This window comes from Streptomyces sp. NPDC041814 (assembly GCF_055590565.1).
On record NZ_JBVJAM010000009.1, the window covers coordinates 221,501 to 241,898 of the forward strand.

The 20,398-nt window shown below is 71.2% G+C and carries 20 protein-coding genes; 13 read left to right on the forward strand and 7 right to left on the reverse strand.

Features of this window, described 5'->3' with window-relative positions; all coding sequences use genetic code 11:
• Window positions 1-22: 22 nt before the first annotated feature.
• Entirely contained in the window at window positions 23-751 is a 729-nt protein-coding gene (locus ACZ6C6_RS23360; RefSeq protein ID WP_469205202.1) for an SseB family protein, read from the forward strand.
• A gap of 83 nt (window positions 752-834) precedes the next feature.
• A complete protein-coding gene (locus ACZ6C6_RS23365) occupies window positions 835-1,542 on the forward strand; it encodes an MIP family channel protein (RefSeq protein ID WP_469205203.1) in 708 nt (235 codons plus the stop codon).
• Window positions 1,543-1,619: 77 nt separating this feature from the next.
• Here ACZ6C6_RS23365 and ACZ6C6_RS23370 read toward each other — a convergent pair whose 3' ends face one another.
• Window positions 1,620-1,982 carry a DUF1844 domain-containing protein gene (locus tag ACZ6C6_RS23370; protein ID WP_469205204.1) on the reverse strand — a complete coding sequence of 121 codons (363 nt, stop codon included), beginning with the start codon at window positions 1,980-1,982 and terminating at the stop codon, window positions 1,620-1,622.
• A gap of 386 nt (window positions 1,983-2,368) precedes the next feature.
• Here ACZ6C6_RS23370 and infC point away from each other — a divergent pair, with 386 nt between their 5' ends.
• The 9 genes from infC to ACZ6C6_RS23415 all read left to right on the forward strand — a co-directional run bounded on the left by infC (window position 2,369) and on the right by ACZ6C6_RS23415 (window position 12,120).
• Window positions 2,369-3,034, forward strand: coding sequence for a translation initiation factor IF-3 (gene infC / locus ACZ6C6_RS23375; RefSeq protein ID WP_469205332.1), 666 nt, complete (start codon window positions 2,369-2,371; stop codon window positions 3,032-3,034).
• 120 nt (window positions 3,035-3,154) lie between these two features.
• Window positions 3,155-3,349, forward strand: a complete 195-nt coding sequence (gene rpmI / locus ACZ6C6_RS23380) for a 50S ribosomal protein L35 (RefSeq protein ID WP_003970213.1) — start codon at window positions 3,155-3,157, stop codon at window positions 3,347-3,349.
• A gap of 107 nt (window positions 3,350-3,456) precedes the next feature.
• The gene (rplT, locus tag ACZ6C6_RS23385) at window positions 3,457-3,840 is read left to right on the forward strand and encodes a 50S ribosomal protein L20 (RefSeq protein WP_111333655.1); all 384 of its coding nucleotides are present in this window, start codon (window positions 3,457-3,459) and stop codon (window positions 3,838-3,840) included.
• A gap of 128 nt (window positions 3,841-3,968) precedes the next feature.
• A complete protein-coding gene (locus tag ACZ6C6_RS23390) occupies window positions 3,969-4,811 on the forward strand; it encodes a TrmH family RNA methyltransferase (protein ID WP_469205205.1) in 843 nt (280 codons plus the stop codon).
• Between the two features lie 120 nt (window positions 4,812-4,931).
• Entirely contained in the window at window positions 4,932-6,083 is a 1,152-nt protein-coding gene (locus tag ACZ6C6_RS23395; protein WP_469205206.1) for a sensor histidine kinase, read from the forward strand.
• Between the two features lie 155 nt (window positions 6,084-6,238).
• A complete protein-coding gene (pheS, locus tag ACZ6C6_RS23400; RefSeq protein WP_469205207.1) occupies window positions 6,239-7,366 on the forward strand; it encodes a phenylalanine--tRNA ligase subunit alpha in 1,128 nt (375 codons plus the stop codon).
• On the forward strand, window positions 7,366-9,876 hold the full coding sequence (gene pheT, locus ACZ6C6_RS23405; RefSeq protein WP_469205208.1) for a phenylalanine--tRNA ligase subunit beta: 2,511 nt from the start codon (window positions 7,366-7,368) through the stop codon (window positions 9,874-9,876). Before pheS ends, pheT begins: the two co-directional genes overlap by 1 nt.
• A 310-nt stretch (window positions 9,877-10,186) precedes the next feature.
• A complete protein-coding gene (locus ACZ6C6_RS23410) occupies window positions 10,187-11,539 on the forward strand; it encodes a transcriptional regulator (RefSeq protein WP_469205209.1) in 1,353 nt (450 codons plus the stop codon).
• Between the two features lie 50 nt (window positions 11,540-11,589).
• On the forward strand, window positions 11,590-12,120 hold the full coding sequence (locus ACZ6C6_RS23415; RefSeq protein ID WP_469205210.1) for an NUDIX domain-containing protein: 531 nt from the start codon (window positions 11,590-11,592) through the stop codon (window positions 12,118-12,120).
• A 59-nt stretch (window positions 12,121-12,179) separates the two neighbouring features.
• Here the strand turns inward: ACZ6C6_RS23415 and ACZ6C6_RS23420 are convergent, their stop codons facing one another.
• From ACZ6C6_RS23420 to ACZ6C6_RS23435, 4 genes are all read right to left on the reverse strand, one after another.
• Window positions 12,180-12,767, reverse strand: a complete 588-nt coding sequence (locus ACZ6C6_RS23420; RefSeq protein WP_469205211.1) for a hypothetical protein — start codon at window positions 12,765-12,767, stop codon at window positions 12,180-12,182.
• Between the two features lie 218 nt (window positions 12,768-12,985).
• Window positions 12,986-14,086, reverse strand: coding sequence for a hypothetical protein (locus tag ACZ6C6_RS23425; protein WP_469205212.1), 1,101 nt, complete (start codon window positions 14,084-14,086; stop codon window positions 12,986-12,988).
• Window positions 14,083-14,682: a hypothetical protein gene (locus ACZ6C6_RS23430; protein ID WP_469205213.1), complete on the reverse strand. Its 600-nt coding sequence runs from the start codon at window positions 14,680-14,682 to the stop codon at window positions 14,083-14,085. The genes ACZ6C6_RS23425 and ACZ6C6_RS23430 overlap by 4 nt, the downstream gene beginning before the upstream one ends.
• Window positions 14,679-15,107, reverse strand: coding sequence for a hypothetical protein (locus ACZ6C6_RS23435; RefSeq protein ID WP_469205214.1), 429 nt, complete (start codon window positions 15,105-15,107; stop codon window positions 14,679-14,681). Before ACZ6C6_RS23435 ends, ACZ6C6_RS23430 begins: the two co-directional genes overlap by 4 nt.
• 124 nt (window positions 15,108-15,231) lie before the next feature.
• On the opposite strand from ACZ6C6_RS23435, the gene ACZ6C6_RS23440 reads away from it, so the two are divergent.
• Window positions 15,232-17,709: an ATP-binding protein gene (locus tag ACZ6C6_RS23440; RefSeq protein WP_469205215.1), complete on the forward strand. Its 2,478-nt coding sequence runs from the start codon at window positions 15,232-15,234 to the stop codon at window positions 17,707-17,709.
• Window positions 17,710-17,805: 96 nt separating this feature from the next.
• On the opposite strand, the gene ACZ6C6_RS23445 is transcribed toward ACZ6C6_RS23440, so the two are convergent.
• On the reverse strand, window positions 17,806-18,666 hold the full coding sequence (locus tag ACZ6C6_RS23445; RefSeq protein WP_469205216.1) for a 3-hydroxybutyryl-CoA dehydrogenase: 861 nt from the start codon (window positions 18,664-18,666) through the stop codon (window positions 17,806-17,808).
• A 208-nt stretch (window positions 18,667-18,874) separates the two neighbouring features.
• On the opposite strand from ACZ6C6_RS23445, the gene ACZ6C6_RS23450 reads away from it, so the two are divergent.
• Window positions 18,875-20,152: a glycoside hydrolase family 10-like protein gene (locus tag ACZ6C6_RS23450; protein WP_469205217.1), complete on the forward strand. Its 1,278-nt coding sequence runs from the start codon at window positions 18,875-18,877 to the stop codon at window positions 20,150-20,152.
• 22 nt (window positions 20,153-20,174) lie between these two features.
• Here the strand turns inward: ACZ6C6_RS23450 and ACZ6C6_RS23455 are convergent, their stop codons facing one another.
• Entirely contained in the window at window positions 20,175-20,390 is a 216-nt protein-coding gene (locus ACZ6C6_RS23455) for a DUF1918 domain-containing protein (RefSeq protein ID WP_469205218.1), read from the reverse strand.
• Window positions 20,391-20,398: the final 8 nt, after the last annotated feature.

A 20,398-nucleotide genomic window follows, 5' to 3' on the forward strand; every position in this document is an offset into this window, starting at 1 on the left:
GGCCAGGCACTACGCTCGCCCTGTGGCGCAGAAGAACATCCCGGACCCCGGTTTCTCCGACGACGACGGCACCGCCGACCCCGCCCTGGCCTCGGCGCTCGCCGCCTGGGCCGCGGACCGGACCGCGGTCGCGCCGGTCCTCGAAGCGCTGAAGGGCGCCCGGCTCCTGGTCCCCGTCGTGGCCGTGCTCGGCGAGGTGGAGGAGGACGAGCGGGGGCTCCGGCGCGAGAAGACGAGCGACATGGCGGTGCCCACCCTGCAGGCCGGTGACCGCCGCGCCCTGCCCGCCTTCACCTCCACCGCGTCACTGGCCCGCTGGGATCCGCAGGCCCGCCCCGTCGCCGTCCCCCTGCACCAGGCGCTGCAGGCCGCCGCGCACGAGAAGGCGGACACGGTGGTGCTCGACCTCGCGGGGCCGGTGGCCTTCGAGCTGACCGGGGCCGCTCTGCGCGCCCTCGCCGAGGGCCGTACCAGCGCGGATCCGCTGGACGACCCCGCGGTCACCGCCGCCGTCCGCGCCGCGGTCGCCGCCGAGCCCGCCGTGCTCCGCGCCCACCTCGGCCCCGGCAGCGCCGACGGCACCCTCGCCCTGGTCCTCGCCCCTGAGGCCGACCCGGCCGAGGCGGCGGGCCGGGTGGCCCGTGCGCTCGCGGCCGACGAGGTCCTGCGCGCGCGGCTGGTCCGGGGCCTGGACCTCGCACTGCTCCCGGCCGGGGCGCATACGCCGGGTGAGCCGCTGTTCACGCGCTGAGCGCCCGTACGGCTCACCGCGCGCGGAGCCGCACCTCGTCGGAGAATTGCGAAGAAACGGGACGATCTTCGCGAGGTGGTTGTATGCAGACGCGGACAGCCGTGTCGGAGTTCCTCGGCACCCTGCTGCTGGTCTTCTTCGGCGTCGGCTCGGCGGTGCTGTGCACCGAGTTCATCGGGATCGTGGGCATCGCCCTGTCCTTCGGCTTCGTGCTGCTCGCACTCGCCTACGCCCTCGGCCCGGTCTCCGGCTGTCACATCAACCCGGCGGTCACGCTGGGCATGCTGACCGCCCGGCGGATCGACGTGCGCACGGCCGTGACGTACTGGATCGCCCAGTTCGTCGGCGGCATCGCGGGTGCGGCGCTGCTGTTCCTGCTGGCCAAGCAGGTGCCTGGAGTGAAGACGAGCGGGCACTTCGGCAGCAACGGCTACGGCGACCGCTCCGACGTGCACATCAACATCGGCGGCGCCTTCCTCGCCGAGGTGGTGCTCACCTTCCTGCTGGTCTTCGTGGTCCTCGCGGTGACCCACAAGGTCGCGGTCGTCGGCTTCGACGGGCTGCCCATCGGCATCTCCCTCGCGGTGATCCACCTGGTCGGCATCCCGCTCACCGGCACCTCGGTCAACCCGGCGCGGAGCCTCGGCCCGGCCCTGTTCGCGGGCGGTGCGGCCCTCTCCCAGCTGTGGCTCTTTATCGTGGCCCCCCTGGCCGGCGGCATCCTCGCGGCGCTCGCCCACCGGCTGACCCACCCCTCCATGCGCGGCGGGGAGACGGCCGCGGAGGTCTGATCCGCGCCCGCGCAGCGAAGAGCCCCCGCCGGGAGGACCGGCGGGGGCTCGTGCACGTACGGGAACGGGGCGGCGGCTCAGCCGAAGACCGGGCCGGTGTACTTCTCGCCCGGGCCGTGGCCCGGCTCGTCCGGGACGACGGATGCCTCGCGGAAGGCCAGCTGGAGGGACTTCAGGCCGTCGCGCAGCGGGGCGGCGTGGAAGGAGCTGATCTCGGTGGTGCTCGCGTCCAGCAGGCCGGCCAGTGCGTGGACCAGCTTGCGGGCCTCGTCCAGGTCCTTGTGCGCGTCGCCGTCCTCGGTCAGGCCGAGCTTCACGGCGGCGGCGCTCATCAGGTTGACGGCGACCGTCACGATCACCTCGACGGCGGGTACCTCCGCGATGTCGCGGGCCATCTCGTCGAAGCCGGGGGAATCACTGCTGGGGGTCGCGTCACTCATGCGCCTTACGATAGGCCCACGGCATCGGCCCCCGTTCTGCGGGAGCCGATGAGACACGTGGTTAGCGCACCACTCGGCGAGATGCTAACCTTGTGTAACGACCGGTCGGACAGCTATGTGCCCGGCCCACAAGTGGAGGCTCCGTTCTCCCACCTGGCCACCCTCAGGGTGGCGGGTCACCGGTCAGGCGGTCCCCATCGTTCCGTACGGACGATGGAACCGCCCGATGCGCCCCGCGGTTCACCGTGGCGGTGTTCCGGTTTTCCAGGAGCCCCGCCTGTGTCCCGTCCGGGGCATTTTTGTTGCTCCGATGCGGTTGGTCTGTCTGAAACAGACGTTACGCGGCTGTCCGCCAGGCGGTCGCGTGGTGCTACCGAGGAGGATCCATCAGCGCCGAGCCCCGCATCAACGACCGGATTCGCGTGCCCGAGGTGCGACTTGTCGGTCCCAGCGGCGAGCAGGTCGGAATTGTGCCGCTTGCCAAGGCCCTGGAACTCGCACAGGAGTACGACCTCGACCTGGTCGAGGTGGCGGCAACCGCCCGTCCGCCCGTGTGCAAGCTCATGGACTACGGGAAGTTCAAGTACGAGTCGGCCATGAAGGCCCGTGAGGCGCGCAAGAACCAGGCGCACACGGTCATCAAGGAGATGAAGCTCCGGCCGAAGATCGACCCGCACGACTATGACACCAAGAAGGGTCACGTCGTCCGGTTCCTCAAGCAGGGCGACAAGGTCAAGATCACGATCATGTTCCGCGGTCGTGAGCAGTCCCGCCCCGAGCTGGGCTTCCGACTGCTCCAGCGGCTCGCTTCGGACGTGGAGGAACTCGGCTTCATCGAGTCCAACCCGAAGCAGGACGGCCGGAACATGATCATGGTTCTGGGCCCGCACAAGAAGAAGACCGAAGCCATGGCCGAGGCCCGCGAGGCCCAGGCCGCCCGCAAGGCGGAGCGTCAGGGGAACAACTCCGGCGCCGAGTCCGCGGAGAAGGCCCCCGAGGCTCCGGCCGAGGCGGCGCCCGAGGCCGAGGCAGAGACACCTTCCGAGGCGTGACCGCAGGGGGTGCCACCCAGGCACCCCCGGGTCCCCCCGGAACCCCCATCAAGATCTGACGCCCCTGCAGTCCGGTGCCCGCACCGAGAGGGGCGCCACTGACGAGGAGAGAACGGCGCGATGCCGAAGAACAAGACGCACAGCGGTGCCAGCAAGCGCTTCAAGATCACCGGCTCCGGCAAGGTGCTGCGCGAGAGGGCCGGCAAGCGCCACCTGCTCGAGCACAAGTCGTCCAAGAAGACCCGCTCGCTGACCGGCACGGTCGTCGTGGCTCCGGCCGACGCCAAGAAGATCAAGAAGCTTCTCGGCAAGTGAGGCCGTAGTCCCCGGTGAGCCCGGGGACGCGCCCTCGATCCGACCGGGACCAATTCGTTTCCGGGCCGTGTGAGTACGACCACGGCCCCGCTACAAGGAGTTAACAAGTGGCACGCGTCAAGCGGGCAGTAAACGCCCACAAGAAGCGCCGGGCGATCCTCGAGCAGGCCAGCGGTTACCGCGGTCAGCGTTCGCGCCTGTACCGCAAGGCCAAGGAGCAGGTCACCCACTCCCTGGTCTACAACTACAACGACCGCAAGAAGCGCAAGGGCGACTTCCGTCAGCTCTGGATCCAGCGCATCAACGCGGCTGCCCGCCAGAACGGCATGACGTACAACCGCCTCATCCAGGGTCTGAAGGCCGCCAACATCGAGGTGGACCGCAAGATCCTGGCCGAGCTCGCGGTCAACGACGCCAACGCGTTCGCCGCCCTCGTCGAGGCCGCGCAGAAGGCCCTCCCGAGCGACGTCAACGCCCCGAAGGCCGCCTGACCCAGGCCGCACTTCCTGGTTTGAGCCGGACCCGCAGGCGCTCGCCGTCTGCGGGTCCGGTGCGTTGCACCCCCGTCTCCACCTGTCACGACCCGCACCTTCGTACGCAGAGAGGCTCGCCGCCGATCATGGGCATCCCCGAACTGATCTCCCCGCGTTCGCCGCGGGTCGCCGCCGCCCGGCGGCTGGCCAGGCGCAACTTCCGCGGCAAGGAGCGCAGGTTCATCGCCGAGGGGCCGCAGGCCGTGCGCGAGGCCGCCGAGCACCGGGGCGACGACGGCGAACCCACCCTGGTCGAGCTCTTCGCCACCGTCGAGGCCGCCGACCGCTACGCCGCCATCATCGACGCCGCCCACGCGGCCGGCGCCCGCGTCCACCTCGCCGGCGCCGACGTGCTGGCCGACGTTTCCCAGACCGTGACGCCGCAGGGCCTCATCGGGGTCTGCCGCTTCCTCGACTCGCCCTTCGACGCGATCCTCGCGGCCCGGCCCAGGCTGGTCGCCGTCCTGGCCCACGTCCGCGACCCCGGCAACGCCGGCACGGTGCTGCGCTGCGCCGACGCGGCGGGTGCCGACGCGGTCGTCCTGACCGACGCCTCCGTCGACCTGTACAACCCCAAGTCGGTGCGCGCCTCGGTCGGTTCGCTCTTCCACCTGCCCGTCGCCGTGGGCGTCCCCGTCGAACAGGCCGTACGCGGACTGCGCGAGGCGGGCGTCCGGATCCTGGCCGCCGACGGCGCGGGCGCGGACGACCTGGACGACGAGCTGGACGCCGGCACCATGGGCGGACCCACCGCCTGGGTCTTCGGCAACGAGGCATGGGGCCTGCCGGAGGAGACCCGCGCCCTGGCCGACGCCGTGGTGCGGGTGCCGATCCACGGCAAGGCGGAGAGCCTCAACCTCGCGACCGCCGCAGCCGTCTGCCTGTACGCCTCCGCGCGCGCCCAGCGCCCCCGCCGCGCCACCGGCTGACCCCGCCGGGCGCCCCCGCTTCGACGGAGAGCCGCCACAGGGTGTCGCTCCGTCACCGACGACTAGTAGGGTGACGGACTCGGGGACCCACTGCACCGGTTCGAGAGGTGGGGTACGGCAATGGCTGTCGGCATGAGCGGACCGCGCGCGGCACACGCGGCCGTCGTGCGCGCCGCCGGTGGACCGGACGGCCCCGCCGTCGCGGACGCCGCGGCGGGCGGCCTCGGGCTGGACCCCGACGACCTGCCCGACGGGCTCGTCGTCGCGGACGGGTCGGGCCGGATCGTCTGCTTCAACGCCGCCGCCGTCCGCATTACCGACGTGCCGGAGTCCGCCGCCCTCGGCCGCCCGGTGGAGCAGGTGCTGCCGCTGGAGGACCTCAAGGGCCGCCGCTGGTGGGAGCTGACCGACCCCTACGGCGGCCTCGCCACCCGGACCGGCCAGCCCGAGCGCAACCTGCTGCTGCCCGGCGGGCGCGAGGTCCTGGTCTCCGCCCGCTATGTGCGCGAGACCCCCACCGGACCCGTCCGCCGCCTGGTCGTCAGCCTGCGCGGCACGGAGGCCCGCCGCCGCACCGAGCGCAGCAACGCCGAACTCATCGCGACCGTCGCCCACGAACTGCGCTCGCCGCTGACCTCGGTCAAGGGCTTCACGGCGACGCTCCTGGCCAAGTGGGAGCGGTTCACCGACGACCAGAAGCGCCTGATGCTGGAGACGGTGTACGCGGACGCCAACCGGGTCACCCGCCTCATCACCGAGCTCTTGGACATCTCCCGGATCGACTCCGGCCGCCTGGAGCTGCGCCGCCAGCCCGTCGACCTGTCCGCCGCCGTCGAGCGCCACGTCCAGGCCCACACCGCGGCGGGCCAGGACCCCGGCCGCTTCCTCGTCCGCACCCTGCAGCCGCTGCCCGCGGTGTGGGCCGACCCGGACAAGGTCGACCAGGTGCTCGGCAACCTGCTGGAAAACGCGGTGCGCCACGGCGAGGGAACTGTCACCATCGATGTGGCACCCGCACCGGCGAAGAGCGACGAGAGGGGAGCGGCCGTCACCGTGAGCGACGAAGGTCCCGGCATCCCCGAGGAGTCGATGAGCCGCGTCTTCACCCGCTTCTGGCGGGGCAGCAAGCGCGGGGGCACGGGCCTGGGCCTCTACATCGTCAAGGGCATCGTCGAGGCCCACGGCGGCACCATCACGGTCGGCCGCGGCCCCGGAGGCGGCGCGGAGTTCCGATTTATGCTGCCCGTGAGCACGCCGGCCTATCTCAGTTAAGGCCCCGAGCGGCCCACGGGCGCCCCACCCGCCCCGCGACCCTTAGACTCGACCCTTGGCACCTTTGCGTCCTCCGGTCTTCGAGCGAGGTCACGGGGGTCCGGGAGTATCCCCCGGTAAGCGCAGCACTCAGCCAATCGGAAGTACGGGAAGAGATGTCGGCACCGAACAAGTCGTACGACCCAGTCGAGGTCGAGGCACTGAAACCGGAAGAGATCGAGCGCATCCGGGACGAGGCGCTCGCCGCCTTCGCCGCCGCGGGTGACCTCGAAGCGCTCGCCCAGGCGAAGACGGCGCACACCGGTGGCACCTCGCCCCTGTCGCTCGCCAACCGCGAGATCGGCGCACTGCCCCCGCAGGCCAAGGCCGAGGCCGGCAAGCGCGTCGGCCAGGCCCGTGCCGCCGTGGGCCGCGCCCTCGCGGCCCGCCAGGCGGAGCTGGAGGCCGAGCGTGACGCCCGCGTCCTGGTCGAGGAGGCGGTGGACGTCACCCTGCCCTACGACCGCACCCCGGCCGGCGCCCGCCACCCGCTGACGACCTTCATGGAGCGCGTCGCCGACGTCTTCGTGGCCATGGGCTACGAGATCGCCGAGGGTCCCGAGGCCGAGGCCGAGTGGTTCAACTTCGACGCCCTCAACTTCGTGCCCGACCACCCGGCCCGGCAGATGCAGGACACCTTCTTCGTCCAGGGCCCCGACGGCGCGAAGAACGACGAGTCCGGCGTTGTGCTGCGTACGCACACCTCCCCGGTCCAGGCCCGCACCCTGCTCGACCGCGAGCCCCCCGTCTACGTCGTCTGCCCCGGCCGCGTCTACCGCACCGACGAGCTCGACGCCACGCACACCCCGGTCTTCCACCAGATCGAGCTGCTCGCCGTGGACGAGGGCCTGACCATGGCCGACCTGAAGGGCACCCTCGACCACATGGTCCAGGCGCTCTTCGGCCCGGACATGAAGACCCGGCTGCGGCCGAACTTCTTCCCGTTCACCGAGCCGTCCGCCGAGATGGACATGGTCTGCTACGTCTGCCGCGGCGCCTCCGTCGGCAACCCGGACCGCCCCTGCCGCACCTGCGGCAGCGAGGGCTGGATCGAGCTCGGCGGCTGCGGCATGGTCAACCCCAAGGTGCTCACGGCCTGCGGCGTCGACCCCCGGAAGTACAGCGGATTCGCCTTCGGGTTCGGCATCGAACGGATGCTGATGTTCCGCCACAACGTCGAAGACATGCGAGACATGGTCGAAGGTGACGTCCGGTTCACCCGGCCCTTCGGGATGGAGATCTGATGCGCGTCCCGCTTTCCTGGCTGCGGGAATACGTCGACCTGCCGGCCACCGAGACCGGCCGTGACGTGCAGGCCAAGCTGGTCGCCGTCGGCCTGGAGGTCGAGACGGTCGAGCAGACCGGCGCCGGCCTCACCGGCCCGCTGGTGGTCGGACAGGTGCTGACCATCGAGGAGCTGGAGGGCTTCAAGAAGCCGATCCGCTTCTGCACGGTCGACGTCGGCACCGCCAACGGCACCGGTGAGCCGCAGGAGATCGTCTGCGGTGCCCGTAACTTCGCCGTCGGCGACAAGGTCGTCGTGGTCCTGCCCGGCGCCGTGCTCCCCGGCGACTTCGCGATCGCCGCCCGCAAGACGTACGGCAAGACGTCGCACGGCATGATCTGCTCCGCCGACGAGCTCGGCATGGGCGACGACGGCACCCACGGCATCATCGTGCTCCCGCCCGAGTACGAGGTGGGCACCGACGCGATCGAGCTCCTGGAGCTCCGCGACGAGGTCCTGGACATCGCCGTCACGCCCGACCGCGGCTACTGCCTGTCCATGCGCGGCGTCGCCCGCGAGGCCGCCATCGCCTACGGCCTGCCGCTGCGCGACCCGGCGCTCCTGGACGTGCCCGCGCCCAACGCGTACGGCTACCCGGTCAAGGTCTCCGACCCGGTCGGCTGCTCCCGCTTCACCGCGCGCACCGTCACCGGACTCCAGCCGGAGGCCCGCACCCCGATCTGGATGCAGCGCCGGCTGCAGAAGGCGGGCATGCGGCCGATCTCGCTCGCCGTCGACATCACCAACTACGTGATGCTCGAACTCGGCCAGCCGCTGCACGCCTACGACCGGACCCGCATCGACGGACCGATCGGCGTCCGCCGCGCCGAGCAGGGCGAGAAGCTCACCACGCTCGACGGTGCGGTCCGCGTGCTGGACTCCGGCGACCTCGTCATCACCGACAACCGCGGCCCCATCGGCCTCGCGGGCGTCATGGGCGGCGCCGACACGGAGATCGCCGACGCCGCCGAGGGCGCGCACACCGCCGAGGTCGTCATCGAGGCCGCGCACTTCGACGCGATCTCGATCGCCCGCACCGCGCGCCGCCACAAGCTGCCGTCCGAGGCGTCCAAGCGCTTCGAGCGCGGCGTCGACCCGCAGGCCGCCGCCGCTGCCGCGCAGCGCACCGTCGACCTGCTGGTCCTCCTCGCCGGCGGCACCGCCGAGGCGGGCGTCACCGAGGTCACCGCCCCGTCCGCGCCCCGCACCATCACCATGCCGGCCGACCATCCCGACAAGGTCGCCGGTGTCGCCTACGGCCGCGAGACCGTCGTCCGCCGCCTCCAGGAAGTCGGCTGCGACGTCTACGGGCAGGACGAGCTGCTGGTCACCACGCCGTCCTGGCGCCCCGACCTCACCGAGCCGAACGACCTGGCCGAAGAGGTCATCCGGCTGGAGGGCTACGAGAACCTGCCCTCCACCCTCCCGACGCCGCCCTCCGGCCGCGGCCTCACCGAGCGCCAGCGGCTGCACCGCCGCGTCGGCCGGGCCCTCGCGGGCGCGGGCTACGTCGAGGCGCTCAACTACCCGTTCATCGGCGAGGCGGTCCTCGACCAGCTCGGTCTGGAGGCGGACGACGCCCGCCGCCGCACCGTCAAGCTCGTCAACCCGCTCTCCGACGAGGAGCCCTCGCTGCGCACCACGCTGCTGCCGGGCCTCCTCGGCGCACTGCGGCGCAACGACGGACGCGGCAGCCACGACCTCGCGCTCTTCGAGACCGGCCTCGTCTTCAGGCCGACCGGCGACGAGACCAAGCCCGTCCGGCTGCCCGTCGACCGGCGCCCGTCGGAGCAGGACATCGCGTCGCTCAACGCCGCGCTGCCGCACCAGCCGCGCCGCGCCGCCGTCGTCCTCGCGGGCGCCCGCGAGCAGGCCGGCTGGTGGGGCGCGGGCCGCCCGGCCGACTGGGCGGACTCCGTCGAGGCCGCGCGTACCCTCGCCCGCGAGGCGGGGGTCGAGGTCACCGTCCGCGCCGACCGGCACGCCCCCTGGCACCCGGGCCGCTGCGCCGCGCTGTACGTGACCGTGGCCGGCGAGGAGACCCTGTTCGGGCACGCGGGCGAGCTGCACCCGCGCGTCATCAAGGAGCTCCACCTGCCCGAGCGCACCTGCGCCATGGAGGTCGACCTCGACATCCTGGAGCAGGCCGTCGACGGCGTCCTGCGGGCCCCGCGGATCTCCACCTTCCCGGTGGCGACCCAGGACGTCGCGCTGGTCGTCGGCCAGGACGTGCCCGCCGCCGACGTGGAGCGCGCGCTCCGCGAGGGCGCGGGCGAACTCCTGGAGTCGCTGCGCCTGTTCGACGTGTTCACGGGCGAGCAGATCGGCGAGGGAAGCAAGTCCCTGGCGTACGCGCTGCGCTTCCGCGCCGCCGACCGCACCCTGACGGTCGACGAGGCGAGCGCCGCGCGCGACGCGGCGGTGGCCCTGGCCGCCGAGCGTACGGGCGCGGTGCTGCGCGGAGCGTAGGACCACCCCGCTGTACGGAGGAGGGGCGCATCCGGCCACCGGATGCGCCCCTCCTGTGTGCTCGCCGTCCGTCCCCGCCGTGGAGTGTCGGGCAGGCCGGCGGAGTGGACTGCGCGGATGCGGGCCGCCCTGCTGTACGAGGGGGAGCAGACGGCCCGTCCGCGCCCTGCGAGGGGAATCATTCAAGCGAGCCCGTGCCCGGCGCGGCAGCGTGCGCGGCGGGACGGTTCGGGCATTCCGTTCACACCCCGTGTGAATCGTGCTCCACTGGGGCGACACGTCATGGCGTGCCGAACCACCGGAGGGGGACATGGGGCCAAGGGAGCCCAACACCGCGCTGGAGGCCCTGATCGAGGAGGCCGGCGTCTCCCGGGCGGGACTGGCCGCCCATGTGAACCGGGCCGGCCGTGCGCGAGGTCTCGGACTGCGGTACGAACACACCGCCGTCGCCCGCTGGCTGAAGGGCCAGCGCCCGCGCGGCCAGGTGCCCGACCTGATCTGCGAGGTGCTGGGAAACCGCCTGCACCGGGCCGTGTCGCTGGACGACATCGGCATGGCGGCCCCTGACGGAGGCCACTCGCCCGTCCAGGGCTCCTCGCTCACCGGCTTCGTGGAACGGGCCACCGCGGTGTGGCGCTGCGACGCCCAGCAGCGCCCGCACGTAGTCGCCGCCCCGGCCGTCAGCGGGACCGGCGCCGTGATGCCCGTCTGGGAGTGGGAGAACCCGCCGGAGGACGCCGATGTGTCGCGGGCCGGGCCGTCCGGGGTCGGTGCGGCCGACCTGGCAACCCTGCGGGCCGCCCGTGACCACTACGAACTGATGTACCGAAAGGCGGGCGGGATCGCGACGCGGGCGCGCGTCGTCGGCTTCCTCAACGCCGGGGCCGCACCGCTGCTGCGCGGCGGCTACAGCGATGCGACGGGCCGTCAGCTGCACCGTGCGACGGGCGCGCTGGTGGCCGTCGCGGGCATCTGCGCCTACGACTCCGACGCGCACGGCCTGGCCCAGCGCTACTTCCACCAGGCGCTGCGACTGGCCAAGGCGAGCGGGGACCGGGCGCTCGGCGGATATGTGATCGCGCTGCTGGTCAACCAGTCCCTCTTCCTCGCCGAGTTCCGCCAGTCAGTGGCCTTCGCCGAGGCGGCCCTGCGCGCGGCCGGGAGCGAGATCACGCCCGCGCTCGCCGCCGACCTGCACGCGATGCAGGCCAAGGCGTACGCCCGGCTCGGGGACCGGAGCAGCGTGCTGGCCTGCATCCGCCGCGCCGAGTCCGAGGCCGCCCGCATCCGGCCGGGCCGGGAACCGGACGAGACCGGCTACGTGCAGCCGGGGCTGGTCGATGTCCAGGTGGCGGAGGCGCTGCTGGGCCTCGGGGACCTGCCGGCGGCCCGGGAGCACGCGGTGGCGGCGGTCCGGACGCCCGCGCACGACAGGGGCCGGGTCCACCGCCTGGCCATGCTCACCACGGTCGAGCTGCGCCGGGGCGAGGCGGACCGGGCGGCGGCCACGGCGGTCGAGATGGCGGACCTGGCCCGGGGCATGGAGTCGCAGCGGCTGCGCGACCGGCTGCGGGCGGTCCGGGCGGACCTGGCCACGAGCGGGAGCGCCGACGCGGAACGGGCCGCCGAACGTGTGGAGGGGGCGCTCCGCGTACCGCTGTGAGCCGAAGTCTGCTGCGATACCGCCACCAGCGATCGAAAGGCGGCAGAACCGTGCAGTGGACGAACCTGAACGAGCAACCCGTGTACGAGAACCCTTGGTTCCGGGTCAACCTGGCCGATGTCGAGCTCCCCGACGGCGGCCGTCTCGACCACTTCGTGATCCGGCTGCGCCCGGTGGCGGCGGCCACCGTAGTCAACGCGGCGAACGAGGTGCTGCTGCTCTGGCGCCACCGCTTCATCACCGACAGCTGGGGCTGGGAGCTGGCGGCGGGCGTGGTCGAGAACGGCGAGTCCCTGCCGGAGGCGGCGGCCCGCGAAATGGAGGAGGAGACCGGCTGGCGCCCCGGCCCCCTCCACCCCCTTCTGACCGTGGAACCGTCCAACGGCCTCACCGACGCCCGGCACCACTTCTACTGGGGCGAGGAGGCGCACTGGACGGGCGAGCCGCACGACGCCTTCGAATCCTCACGCCGCGAGTGGATCCCCCTGAAGCTGATCCCGGACCTGATAGCCCACGGCGAGGTCCCGGCAGCGGGCATGGCGGCGGCCCTGCTGATGCTGCACCACTTACGGCTGGGGTGAGCCGCGCCCCGTGCGTGCGGGGGCCTCCGCGGTCCCCGCACGCACGGGAAACGGTGGGTCTACTTCGGCGGCCATGTGCATTTCTGCGAGACGTCGCACGTGTTCGAGAGGATCCGATCCATGAAGTCCGACCTGGTGGGTCCATACTCCTCGGACATTCCCATTTCGAGTACGCCGACGCTTCCGCCGGGGCCCGGGAAGGCGAGGACCCCGATGAGCTGGTTCCGGGTGCCGTACTCGACTTCCCCCTTGACGAAGAACGCGTTCCTTTTTGCCACCTTCGCCGATCCTGCTGCGATCTCCTCGTACTGTCCCGCCGGGAAATCCTCATGGAGGCGTGACCGGATAGTCTTCCGTGCCACCTCCGAAAGGGGACCTCGATCCGGTGCCGTCATGGTCCGGATGCTCCCCGTGGGGCAAATGAACCCGTTGCAGTTGTACTCGGTTTCGGTGACCCATTCGAGTGCGTCTCCGTCGGACTCAGCTTTTTTCCAGGTGTCCGGAATCGGAAGGTCGAGCCCGGTCTTCTCGTCCGAGACGTAGGTGATTTCTACGGCTCGCGGCGATGGTTCGCCGCTCGATGCCTGAGGGGAGAACGAGGGGAGTCCGAACTTGGCCATGGAAACCACGAAGAAGAGTGCGACCATCGCGCCAATGATCATTGCGCCGACTGCGACAGCGCCCGGGCCGCCACTGCTCGCCGGCTGCCTGATCCCAGACTTTCGTCTTTCGTGTTCTTTGAGGGCACTTTCCACCGCCCATTGGACATCCAGCTCGTCCAGTGGGCGAGGTTTCCTTGGCATGCGCGCATTCCTCCTGGGTCCCTGGCGATTCGAGTGCTGCTTTCGTGCGCCGATGTCGCGTGTCAGCCGAGGAGCGAGGGGCCCACGCCGCCCTTCTTCTCCCGGAGCATCATGCGGACGGCATCCGCAACCGCCTGGAAGTCGGGGTCCTCGCCCTGGTAGACCACTCCGTCCTCGCCGGAATTCCGGAAGTCCGTGGTCTCGCGGTGGGTCAGTCCGGTCACCATGCGGAGCGTCACGCCGCCGGAGACGATGAGCTCGAAGCAGCGCTCGGTCCCCCGGGGGAAAAGGTGCTTCTGCGACTCGCGTGTTTCGATCTCGATACGGTTGCCGGGATCGGGATCGGAGTACGTACGGACGGATACGACGTCCTGGTAGTGCATTTCCATCGTGCTCTCGTGGTTGAGCTGCCCGGTGAAGAAGTCGAGGACGCAGCGGTAGACCGCGATGTGGTAGCGGGTCGTGCAGATGACCATGACCGAGTAGCGGCCGTAGCGCCGTCGGCCGTCCTTGCCGACGGCCGACGAGACCTTCAGGCCCTCGCCGAAGGCCGGACCGTAGACGACGAGGGGCTTCTGCGGATCGCTGGAGTTGAAGGGCGACCAGTCGAGGTCGTCGGGCGCTCCGGTGCGGGCCGGCCTGACGAGGTCGCCGGAGTCCAGTGAGAGGCTGCGCATCGCGCGCTCCCGTACCGCCTCGACGTCCTGTTCCAGCATCCGGTCCATCGCTTCGTCGCTGGGCTTGGGTTCGGCAAGGTCGTACAGGCGTTGGTACTCACGGATGGCTGCCTCGGCTTCGCTCCTTCTCCACTCGGCCTCGGCGATGGCGCCTCGGATCGCTTCCCCCGCCTTCGCCGCGTGCTGACGCGGCGAGACGAAGGCTCGTACCGCAAAGACGAAGGCTCCGATCGCCGAGAAGAAGCCGAGCCAGTACGTGGTGCTGAGAACGCACAGGAGGAGTACGGCCACGCACACGCCCGAACCGATGAGCCGGTGGTCACGAAGCCTGCGGCACTCGACCTCTACATGCGTTCTGTCGAGTGCCTTCGTCAGTGAGGCACTGGCCTCGGCCAGTCTTCCCTGGGCTGCGACCAGGGCCTCGGGATCCGGAGAGTCGATGAAGTACTTGCGCACCGATCCCGCGCGCAGTCGGGGCTGGCTCATGGGCGATTCCTCTTTCTGGGCGGCCTGGGCGAACGGCGGCCCGGTGCAGTGGCAGTTGGGGCGCCGGGTCTCTCACCGACGGCGATCCGGGCCAGCTCCTGCCACAGAACGCTCTCCTGGGCGGGCACATGCGTGAGCAGCATCGCCGCCGATTCGCGCTCCATCCGGCGGAGCAGCCGACGGTCCTCCTGCGTGGGCCGACGACGCTGGGTGTTCCAGCGGAACAACTGGACGTCGCGGAGGAGAAGGAAGGCGAGACGGGGGCCAGGAAGGTGGGGCGCCAGACGCTGCGCCACCCGAAGATGGGCGTTGACCTGCTCCAGGGTCCGCGCATCACAACGGCAGGGATGACGTCCCTGCAGGAGACAGAGCGCCAGGGCAAGGCGTATATCCGCGTCGTCCGGCTGCTTGACGAGCAATGCGCTGAATACGGTGAAGGCCGCCTCGTACTGAGCATTTTCCAGAGCCACGAAGCCCTCACGCCGGCTCGGTGCCGGGCGGTGCTCGATGTAGGTGATGTTCTGTGTGCCTGACACCTGCACCGGCGAATGGCCGAACGTGCCGGTGATCGAGGGGGTTTCGTTCGACTTGCTCATCGCTCCGGTCCGCCGATGGACCCGGATCCGTAGTTGATGGTCTGCGTTCCGCTGCCTTGCACGGGTGATTGGTGAAACGTCCCGGATGCCACGCTCGCGGCACCCTTGAGTGCCGGTGCGCCGAAGTCCTCGACGAACGAACGCAACCCGGAGAGCAGTTCAGGGTCTGCGGCAAGGGCGCGACGCAGGGCGAGCCGCCACTCGCCCTCGACGGCGGTCAGTGTCTCGACGTCCTGTTCGGCGTGTGCGGTGACGACCTCCCGCCGGGCCGTGTCCAGGCGTTCGAGGACGCTCTCGTCGTCACCGGCGCCGCGGCTGATCAGGCGGGCGAATCTCTCACGGGCGTGGGTCCATGCGTCGGTGGCCATGAGATTGACCAGGGTGAGCGCACCACCCTGCAGGAGGACGACGGTCTCGGGGGTCATCAGCGATCGCTTTCCTGGTGGGAGATGAGGACCCCGAGCATCAGGGTTGACGAACTTTGGTCACCACTCCGGAGGCTTGGCCATAATCAACTAATCAACCCCACTCACCCGGAGGTAGAACCAGTTGGCAGGCAGGCCGGGGCGTCGGGAGCGGCCGCTCGATCCGGAGGCGGGCCCACTGGAACGCTTCGCGCTGGGGCTGCGGGCTCTGCGCGAGAGTGCGGCACTCACCTATTCGGAGATGGCCGGGGCTTCCCATTTCTCCGCCAGCGCGCTGTCCCAGGCCGCTGCCGGGCACCGGCTTCCCACCCGGGACGTCGTACTCGCCTACGTGAGCGCTTGTGGGGGCGAAACCCGCGACTGGGCGAGGCGCTGGGAGCGTCTGCGACGTGAGATCCGCGTGGCGGGGGAGCCCGGGGCGGCCGTCAGGGCCCTCCCGTACGGTTTCGGCGCAACGGAGTCCACCAGCTTCGTCGGCCGCGAAGCCGAACTGGCAGCCGCCGAGGATCTTTTGGGCAGGTATCGAGTGGTTACCCTGGCCGGGGTCGGCGGGGTGGGCAAGACCCGTCTGGCCGGGCGGCTCGTCCGTCAGGTGCGGGAGCGGTTCGCGGACGGGGTGCATGGCGCCGAACTGGCGGACCTCGTGGAGCAGCACGCGGTCGCCGAGGCGATCGCCTCGGCCGTGGGCGTTCCGGTCGCCTCCGGTCAGGACCCGATCGCCGCGGTGTCCGAGGCGCTGCGCGGACGCGAGGTCCTGCTGCTCCTCGACAACTGCGAGCACGTGCTGACCGGATGCGCCCGCACGGTGAGCGACCTGCTCGCGCGACTGCCGCAACTGCGCGTCCTCGCCACCAGCCGACAGCCGCTCGACATCGGCCCCGAATACGTCCTGCAGGTCCAGCCGCTGGACCTGCAGGTGCCGGCGACGGCCCGTCCGGGCGCCGCACCCGCAGGGGACCATGACTTCGCGACATCGCCTGCCATGGTGCTCTTCTCCGACCGGGCGGAGGCGGCCTCTCCGGGCTTTCGCATCACCGAAGCGAATGGGCACGTCGTCGCCCGTGTGTGCCAGAAGCTGGACGGTCTGCCCCTCGCCCTGGAGATCGCCGCTCGGCGGCTTCGCACCCTCACGCCGGACGAGTTACTGGAGCGCCTCGATCACCGGTTCCGACTGCTCGGGCCCGGTGGCTCCGAGCGCACCGCACATCCCCGGCACCAGGCACTGCGCGCGCTGTTCGACTGGAGCTACGAATTGTGCACCGACGACGAGCGAAGGGCCTGGCAGCAACTGTCGCTCTGCTCCGGTGGGGTGCTGCTGACGGACGCCGAGCACCTGTGCGGATCATCCGATCGAGATGCTTCAGGGACGACTGCCGCGGACGATGCCTTCGAGGCTCTGGCCGGATTGGTGGACAAGTCACTGCTCACCCGAGTCGTCAAGGGCAACCAGACCCGCTTTCACATGCTTGAGACCGTGCGCGCCTACGGGCAGGAGCGCCTCTCGGAAAGCGGCCGGGCCCAGCAAGCGCAGCGCCGGCACCGCGGGTGGTACCTCCACCTTGCCGCGCAGGCCGGGGCCGCGTACGGATCATCGCGAGAGGCGTGCTGGCTGCGTCGCCTACGCGTCGAACACGCCAACCTGCGCCAGATCGTCACCGCGCCGCCGCCGGCCGACGAGCCCCCGGAGACCGTGCTGCGCGCGTCCCTCGGCTTCTGGCTCCACTGCCTCACCTCGGCGAACGTGGGGGAGGGAGCGGGGTGGATGCGGAAGATCCTTGAGCGCTACCCCCTCCCTCCGTCCGCCGAAGCCACCGTTGCCTGGTGCCGAGCGGCCTGGGTGGCCTGTTTCCTGCTGCTCCTCCACGGAGACCACAGGGGTGCCCTGGGTGTGCTCCGGCGCGGAGAACGAGTGCTGGCGGACCTGCCGCCCGGCGACGCCGGGCCCGCGGGGGAAAGCGTGGACCGGGACCAGGTCTCCGCGGCCTTCCTGCAGATGCGCAGTCTGGTGGCCCTGGTCACCGGAGACACGGAGACCGCGACGAAATTCGCCCACCTCGCCCTGGCGGGCGAGCACTTCTCCGACTCGTTGCTGACCGAGGCACAGTGCGTGGCCCAACTCGGATTCGCCGCAGTGATCCAGGGCGACCGAAGCACCTCCACCCGTTTCCTTGAGCAGGCGCTGGAGATGTCGGAAGCCCGCGGTGACACCTGGCACCGGTGCTACCTGCTGTGGGCCCTGGCAGTGGACCACGGGGAAGCGGAACGGCCGGAGATCGCCCTGCGGCTCCTCCGCCGTGCGCTCCGGAGCATGAGGGAAATCGAGGAGAGCATGGGGGAAGCGGCACTCGGCGAGACTCTGGCCTGGGTGCTCACCCTGCGCGGTGATTCCCGGGCGGCCGCCGTTCTGCTGGGTGCGGTGGACAGCGCCTGGCATCCGGCAGGCGCCCCCCGCCTCTTCGGCTTCGCCCTGCTGACCGCACACCGGGAGCGCTGCATCGAGCACGCCGACCGAGTGCTCGGAGCAGCCGAGTTCACGCGCGAGTATCACGAAGGCCAGCGACTCGGTCTTCGCGAGGCTCTGGAGCGAGCGTTCCACGGATGAACGGGACCGCCCGCTCCAGGGTGGTACCGGATTCGGGGCGTACGCCGCGGCCGTCGACGGGCCCGGCGGTATCGGCGCCGGACCCGCCGGGACGTGTCACGCGTACGGGTAGAACCCCGACCCCGACTTCCGGCCCAGGCGGCCCGCGTCGACCATGCGCTGGAGCAGCGGGGGAGCGGCGTACAGCGGCTCCTTGTACTCGGCGTACATCGAGTCGGCGACCGAGGCGACCGTGTCCAGGCCGATGAGGTCCGCGAGCTTGAGCGGGCCCATCGGGTGGGCGCAGCCCATCTCCATGCCGTTGTCGATGTCCTCGCGGCTGGCGATGCCCGACTCGAACATCCGGATCGCCGAGAGGAGGTACGGGATCAGCAGGGCGTTGACGACGAAGCCGGAGCGGTCCTGGGCGCGGATCGGGTGCTTGCCCAGAATGTCCTGGACCACGGCCTCCGAGCGCTTGATCGTCTCGTCCGACGTGGTCAGCGCGGGGATCAGCTCCACGAGCTTCTGCACCGGCGCCGGGTTGAAGAAGTGGATGCCGATGACCTGGTCCGGGCGGGAGGTCGCGACGGCCAGCTTCACCAGCGGGATCGAGGAGGTGTTGGAGGCCAGGATCGCGTCCGGGCGGGTCACCACCTGGTCGAGCACCTGGAAGATCTCGGTCTTGACCTGCTCGTTCTCCACGACGGCCTCGATGACGAGGTCGCGGTCGGCGAACTCGCCGAGGTCCGTGGTGAAGCTGAGCCGGCCCAGGGTCTCGTCGCGCTCCTCCGCCGTGATCTTGCCGCGCTCGGCGGCCTTCGACAGGGAGTTGTGGAGCCGGGTCCGGCCGATCTCCAGCGCCTCGCCGGTCGTCTCGGCCACCTTGACGTCGAGGCCGCTGCGCGCGCACACCTCCGCGATGCCCGCGCCCATCTGGCCGCAGCCCACCACTCCGACGCGTGCAATGTCGGCCATAGAGTCCGTCACCTCGTGCCTTTCGCTGTTCCCGTTCGGCGGCTTCCGTCTGGTTCCGGGCTCCACCACGACTCCCCGACGTTACTCCGCGCCTTACCAGGGATAGCAGGCCGGGGCGTGCATGCTCGGCCCTGGACACTCCCTGTGCCCGGAATGCAGGGATACGGCAGGGCTTCGACGTGTACGGAGAGAGAGCGGGTGCGACGCGATGCGAGGAATGGGCCGGAGAGGGTTCGTGACGGGTGCGGCCGGGGCGGTCGCAGGGGTGGCGGGAGCGGCGGCGGTGGCCGGTGACGCGGTCGCACGGCCCGGGCGGGCGCGGCCCCTGCCCGGTCCGGCCGCCGGACGCGACGTGGTGCGGCGCGAGCTGCGCGGCGTATGGGTGGCGACCGTCGCCAACACGGACTGGCCGTCGAAGCCGGGCCTGTCCGCCGCCGCGCAGCGGGACGAGCTGGCCGCCCTCCTCGACCGGGCGGTGGCGCGGAACCTCAACGCGGTGATCCTCCAGGTCCGCCCGACCGCCGACGCGCTGTGGCCCTCCGCGTACGAACCGTGGGCCGAGTGCCTGACCGGGACGCAGGGCAAGGACCCCGGCTGGGACCCGCTGGGCACGGCCGTGCGGGAGGCCCACGACCGGGGCCTGGAACTGCACGCGTGGTTCAACCCGTACCGGGTCGCCAACCACACCGACCCGTCCCGCCTGACCGCCGCGCATCCGGCGCGCCGCAATCCCGGCTGGGTCCTCCCGTACGGCGGCAAGCTCTACTACAACCCGGGCCTGCCCGAGGTCCGGGCCTTCGTCCAGGACGCGATGCTCGACGCGGTCCGCCGCTACGACGTCGACGCCGTGCACTGGGACGACTATTTCTACCCGTATCCGGTGGCCGGCCAGAGCTTCGCGGACGGCGCCGCCTACGAGAAGTACGGCGCCGGCTTTCCCGACCGGGCGGCCTGGCGCCGCGACAACACGGACCGGCTGGTGCGCGAGATGTCCGAGCGCCTCAAGGCGCTGAAGCCGGACGTCCGCTTCGGGATCAGCCCCTTCGGCGTCTGGCGCAACGCGGACACCGACCCTGCGGGCTCACGGACGGGGGCGGGGGTGCAGACCTACGACGACCTGTACGCGGACACGCGCGGCTGGATCAGGAAGGGCTGGCTGGACTACGTCGTCCCGCAGCTGTACTGGCACATCGGCAACAGCGCCGCCGACTACGCCGAACTCGTGCCGTGGTGGTCCGACACGGTGCGCGGGACGGGCGTCGACCTGTTCATCGGCGAGGCGCTGTACAAGTGCGGCGACCCGGCCCAGCCCGCCGCCTGGCAGGACCCGGCGGAGCTGTCCCGCCACATCGGCCTCGCCGCCCGGTACGACCAGGTCCGCGGCCACGCGTACTTCTCGGCGAAGAGCGTGGCGGCGGACAGGATCGGCGCGATGGACCGGGTGGTCGCGGACCACTACCGGACCCGCACCAGGCCGCCGCGCTGACCTGGGCGCGGACCGCGCCGGTCTACGTGATGTCCGCGTCCCGGCCCGACGCGCAGCCCGTGTGCTGCACGACGGTGTCGGGGCCCGGTGCGAGCAGATGCTCGTGTCCGTCGTCGAAACGGACGCGGTACGGGGGAGTGCCCCGGTCTCCGAGCACTTCCACGATCTCCGCGACCCGGTCCTGCTGCCCCACGGTCCTGCCGTGCGTCAGCAGCCGGTCGCCCTTGTGTGCCTCCATCGGGAGTG